At 72.9% G+C, this 5,355-nt stretch carries 3 protein-coding genes and 3 pseudogenes; 3 read left to right on the forward strand and 3 right to left on the reverse strand.

Annotated elements, in window-relative coordinates; all coding sequences use genetic code 11:
• Positions 1-934 (forward strand): annotated as a pseudogene (locus JNW87_RS40010) (molybdopterin-dependent oxidoreductase); the annotation flags it as partial.
• Between the two features lie 122 nt (positions 935-1,056).
• Positions 1,057-2,196 (forward strand): annotated as a pseudogene (locus JNW87_RS34105) (low temperature requirement protein A).
• Between the two features lie 85 nt (positions 2,197-2,281).
• Here JNW87_RS34105 and JNW87_RS34110 read toward each other — a convergent pair.
• The 3 genes from JNW87_RS34110 to JNW87_RS40305 all read right to left on the reverse strand — a co-directional run bounded on the left by JNW87_RS34110 (position 2,282) and on the right by JNW87_RS40305 (position 4,634).
• A complete protein-coding gene (locus JNW87_RS34110; protein WP_109802948.1) occupies positions 2,282-3,025 on the reverse strand; it encodes an SDR family NAD(P)-dependent oxidoreductase in 744 nt (247 codons plus the stop codon).
• A 122-nt stretch (positions 3,026-3,147) separates the two neighbouring features.
• The gene (locus JNW87_RS34115; RefSeq protein ID WP_201749742.1) at positions 3,148-4,080 is read right to left on the reverse strand and encodes a LysR family transcriptional regulator; all 933 of its coding nucleotides are present in this window, start codon (positions 4,078-4,080) and stop codon (positions 3,148-3,150) included.
• Positions 3,999-4,634 (reverse strand): WhiB family transcriptional regulator, encoded by a 636-nt coding sequence (locus tag JNW87_RS40305; RefSeq protein ID WP_305070481.1) that lies wholly within the window; start codon positions 4,632-4,634, stop codon positions 3,999-4,001. The genes JNW87_RS34115 and JNW87_RS40305 overlap by 82 nt, the downstream gene beginning before the upstream one ends.
• Positions 4,635-4,888: 254 nt before the next feature.
• Between JNW87_RS40305 and JNW87_RS34125 the strand changes: the two are divergent.
• Positions 4,889-5,355: pseudogene (locus tag JNW87_RS34125) on the forward strand (helix-turn-helix transcriptional regulator); the annotation flags it as partial.

Below are 5,355 nucleotides of genomic sequence, written 5' to 3' on the forward strand. Positions count from 1 at the left end.
ACCCCGTCGGCCGCCGCGCCGGCGGTGCCCGCCGGGGCCGACCTCTCGCTGGCCCAGCTCGCCCCGTACGTCACCCCGAACTCCGGCTTCTACCGGATCGACACGGCGCTGGTGGTGCCGCAGGTGGATCCGGCGACCTGGCGGCTGCGCATCCACGGCCGGGTGCGCCGGGAGATCGAGCTGAGCTTCGCCGACCTGCTCGCCCGGCCATGGTGGAGCGGTACGTCACCCTGGCCTGCGTCTCCAACGAAGTCGGCGGGGACCTGATCGGCAACGCGCGCTGGCTGGGTGTGCCGATCAAGGAGCTGCTCGACGAGGTCGAGCCGGAGGAGGGTGCCGACCAGGTGGTCGCCGCTCGGTCGACGGCTGGACCTGCGGCACCCCCACGGCGGTGCTGCGGGACGGGCGGGACGCGCTGCTCGCGGTCGGGATGAACGGCGAGCCGCTGCCGGTCGAGCACGGCTTCCCGGTGCGGATGGTGGTGCCCGGGCTCTACGGCTACGTCTCGGCCTGCAAGTGGGTCACCGAGCTGGAGCTGACCAGCTTCGCCGACTTCGACGCGTACTGGGTGCCGCGCGGGTGGTCGGCGCAGGGGCCGATCAAGACGGAGTCGCGGATCGACACGCCCCGGTCCCGCAACCGGCTCACCGCCGGTCCGGTGATGGTCGCCGGGGTGGCCTGGGCCCAGCACCGGGGCATCCGCAAGGTCGAGGTACGCGTCGACGGCGGCCCCTGGCGGGAGGCGACGCTCGCCCCGACGGTGTCGGTGGACACCTGGGTGCAGTGGTCCTGGCGCTGGGACGCCACCCCGGGCGAGCACACCCTCCAGGTGCGGGCCACGGACGCCGACGGCGTCACCCAGACGGCGGAGCGGCGGCCGGTCGAGCCGGACGGCGCCACCGGCTGGCACGCCGTCGAGGTCACCGTACGTTGAGCAGGTCAGCCACCGGTCGGGCACCCGGCGCCGACGGCGGTCATACCGATCAATCAGGGGATCTGGGGGCCGACCCTCGCTAACCTGATGCCGTGGGGGCAGGGCGGGGCCGCAGGCGCTCGTTGATCCATGGCTATGGTGCGGCGCGGCGGGCCAGCTGGCTGGAGCTCTTCTTCGACCTGGTGTTCGTCGTCGCGGTGTTCCGGCTCGGCCAGTTGCTGCTGGACGATCCGTCGGCGCGCGGCGTGCTGGTCTTCGCCGGTCTGATGAGCACGATCTGGTGGTTGTGGTTCAGCTTTTCCTACTTCGCCGACCTCTTCGACGACGATCGCCCACCGAGCCGGATCGTGCAGTTGGCCGCGATGCTGGGCGTGCTGGCACTGTCAGCCTCCCTTCCCCACTGGTCGGCCGGCGACGCGGACCGGTTCGCGGTGGCGTACGGGCTGCTGCTGGCGATGCTCACCGCGACGTACGGGATCGTCGGACGGATCGACGTCGAGGCACGGGAGTTCTGCTGGTGGAACGCCGCCGGCTTCCTGATCGGCGCCGTGCTCTGGTTCTGCTCGCTCCTGGTGTCCGTGCCCGCCCGGTACTTTGTCTGGGGCGTCGCACTCGTCGTCAACGCCGCCATCGCCGGACCACTGGCCTACGCCGTGGTGCGCCGGGCGCCGACGCAGAAGTCCCACATGCCGGAGCGGTTCGGTCTGTTCACCATCGTCGTGCTCGGGGACGCCGTCCTGGCGGTCGCGAACGGAATCGGCGCCACCGGCTGAAGACCGGCCGCGGTGGCGATCGGGGTCGGCGGCTTCATCATGGCCAGCGGAGTCTGGTGGGTGTATTTCGTCGCCACGTACGACAGCGAGGCGGGCAACCGGGTGCTCCGCGCCGGGCGGGAGGCGGTGGTCCGGAGCTACTTCTACGCCTACGGTCACCTGCTGGTCTACGCCGCGATCGTGACCGCGGGTGTCGCCGTCGAGTTGGCGGCGAAGGAGGCGGCACATCCGGGCCCCGGGCACGATGTGGCCGGGCGGCTGCTGGGAGGCAGCCAGCTGGCGATGATGGCCGGTTGCGTCATCATCTACCGCGGGATCAGCCTGTCGGTCAGTCGCCCGGTGGCGCTGACCCAGTCGGGGTTGGCGCTCGTCGCGCTGGTGATCGCGTTGGCGGGACTGCCGCCGGTCGTGGCGGTGTCTCTCAGCGCGATCGCCTGGGTGGTGCTGGCGGTCGTCGAGCAGCGATCGGCGTCGGATCGGCCCCGTTGACTCTCGTCTTTCCGGGGCGGCGCGCGACTGCCGGACGCGCCCCCGGGTCATCCCCGGCCGGGCCGCGCGGTGGTGTGCAGCGGGCTCAGACCGCGATGCGCCCACCGTCGACGGGCAGGATCGCGCCGTGCACGAAGCTCGACCGGTCGGTGGCCAGGAAGGTGATCGCTTCGGCGATCTCCTCGGCCGACCCCGGACGTCCGGCCGGGATCGTGGCCGCCAGTTGGTCGAGGTCCTCGCCCATCCCGGCGGTGCCCTCCGTCCGGGTGGGGCCGGGGCTGACCGCGTTCACCCGGACCCCGTGCGGCCCGTACTCGGCGGCCCAGGACTTGGTGAGCAGCACCAGCGCCGCCTTGCTCGCCCCGTACAGGCCCATCCCCGCCAGGCCGAACTCGGCGACCATCGTGCTCAGGTTGATGATCGCGCCCTGGCCGCGCTTCGCCATCTCCGGCGCCAGCTCGGCGACCAGGAAGTACGGCGCCTTGACGTTCAGCGTGAACACCGAGTCGAAGGTCTGCTCGCTGGTCTGGTCGGTCGGGCCGAACGGGTAGATCCCGGCGTTGTTGACCAGGATGTCCACGTGGCCGACCAGCTCCCTGGCCCGAGCGGCGAGCTCCCGGGCGGACGCCTCGTCACGCAGCTCAGTGGCCACGAAGTCGGCCCGGCCACCGGCGGCGCGGATGTCCCGGACCACCTGGTTTCCCCGGACCTCGTCGCGACCGGAGATCACGACGTGCGCACCGAGCTTGGCCAGCGCGACGGCAGCCGCCCGGCCGATGCCGCTGTTACCCCCGGTCACCAGCGCCGACCTGCCATGCAGTTCTGTCATTGTTCTCCACCCACATTCTGGTCCGCGATGAGCGGCTTCGGTCGGGCGTGCCCCGACCAGTGGGTGCAAGTCGCACGGCGGCTGAAGCTTTCCCGCCGAGCTGATCAAGCAACTTATGGCCGCTATAAGCGACCCGCGTCGGCTGCCGATCGGACCTGCTCCAGCCCCCGGACCTCCAGAGCGGCGATGAGGCGACCGAGGTCGCGCCGGTGGGAGCTGGCCGGCCACACCGCCCAGGTACGCCGGACGAGGGGATGGCCGACCAGCGGCGACCAGGTGACCGAGTCCGGGATCGGTTGCGACCAGCTGGGCGGTGCCAGCGCGAAGGCCCCACCGGCGGTGACCGCCGCGAGTTTCACCTCGGGGATCAGCTGCTGCCCTTCCGGTGCGGCGGGTCCGAGATCCAGGCCGTGGCTGCGCAGGATCGCGGTGAGTTCGTCGTACCAGGCCGGGCTCCCGGAGCGCGGGAAACCGACCCAGTCCAGCCCGGCGAGCGCGTCCAACCGGATCCCGTCGGGGCCGGCGACGGCGGCGGCCTGGTCGGCGGATAGCAGCACGCCCAGCGCTTCCTCGACGACCAGGACGGCGTCCAGGTCGGGGCCGATCGGGTGTTCCCGCACCAGCCCGACGTCGATCTCGCCGGCGCGGAGCGCGGCGAACTGGGCGGCGGTGGACATGTGGCGGGCCTGGACCCGGGTACCCGGGTGGGCCGCGGCGAGGTCGGCGAGCGGCCGGGACAGCAGGTCGGTGGGGAGCTCCAGCGGGATCCCGAGCTTGAGCACCCGGTCGCCCGCGGCGGTGTGCCGGGCGACGGCGGCCACCGCCTGATCGTGCCGGGAGAGCACCGCGCGAGCCTCGGCGAGCAATGTCATGCCCGCCTCGGTGGCCTGCACGCCGGTACTGCGGCGGACCAGCAGCTGCACGCCGAGCTGTCGCTCCAGCGCGTTCATGGTCTGGGACAGCGCGGGCTGACTCACGTGCAACCGCCGCGCGGCCGCGGAGAGGCTCCCCTCCTCGACGACCACGACGAACGCCCGCATTTCCCGCAGTTCCACCCGCCCATCACACCACGCGTGCCCACGGCCACCGGGTGGGAAGCCGGTCGCACCGGCCCCGGTCCGCTCGGCCGACGCCGACGACATCCCCGCGGACCCGGGAGAGGCGTCGACGCCGCGCCCCGGGGCGGGGCGCGGCGTCGGTCGTCGGTGTCGTCGCGGTGGGTCGGGTCAGGCGATCTTGCGCTGGTCCGGCACGCCGACTTGTGCGGCCGGCCGAGGCGGGCCTCCAGCCGGGCGATGTCGACCCGGCTCTGCCGGCGGTCGGCCAGGTCCTCCCAGCCGAGGGCGAGCAGCCGGAGCCGCTCGGACTCGCTGAACCCGCCCCACACGCCGTACGGCTCGCGGACCGCGAGGGCGTGCGCGGCGCACTCGGCGCGTACCGGGCAGGCCCGGCAGACGGCCTTGGCGCCGGACTCGCGCCGCAGCCGCGACGAGCCACGCTCGCCGTCCGGGTGGAAGAACTGGGCGCTGTCCCGGCCCCGGCAGGCACCGAGCCGCTGCCAGTCCCAGAGATCGACGATGGGTCCGGGCAGTCTACGTACGTTCGACATCAGCACCCCTCCTCCCGCGCGGCACCGCGGAGAATCCTTCATGGCCAGCTACCGGGCGGCGGTCCGCGCAGGCGCACCGGTTCCGGCCTGGCGTCTCGGTACCCGGGCTTTCCCGCGCTCACACATCTGTGATCGAAAACCTCGGACAACTCGCGGCATATGCCCCATCTGCCAGAAAAGTTCGGATGATTGCCCGGAACCTCCTCGCGACGCGACTCGGCCATGGTCTGCTCTGAGTCGGAGAGGAGACCACTGTGCGTACCGTTCTCGTGTGCGTTCGGACACCGACCGCGGCCCAGCAGCTGACCTCCGCGGCGGCCCGACTCGGACTGTCCGCGATCGTCCGGACCGCCGTCTCCGATCCCGAGGTGATGTTGCGGCTCGCCGAGCGTCCGGTGGACGTCGTGCTCGCCGACACCGCGCTCACCCGACCGGACAGCGCCGGCTTCGTGCGCCGGGTGCTCGCCCGGGCGCCCCAGGCCGCCGTGCTGCTGCTCGGCACCGAGGAGTCGGAGGCGGCCGCGGCCACCATCAGCGCCGGGGCGCGGGGGCTGATCCAGGGCGCCGACCACGACCTCACCAGCGCGGTGGCCAAGGCGCTGCTGCTGCTCGCCGCGCCCGGACGACCGGCCCGGCACCGGGTCACCGACCCGGCCCGGGACGCGCCTCCGTCGGCGGGCCGGTACGGTCCGCGGCGCCGGGGCGGCCGGCGTCCGGCTGG

The sequence above is a fragment of the Micromonospora sp. ATA51 genome (assembly GCF_016802855.1).
In the GTDB taxonomy this organism is placed as follows: Bacteria; Actinomycetota; Actinomycetes; order Mycobacteriales; family Micromonosporaceae; genus Micromonospora; species Micromonospora sicca.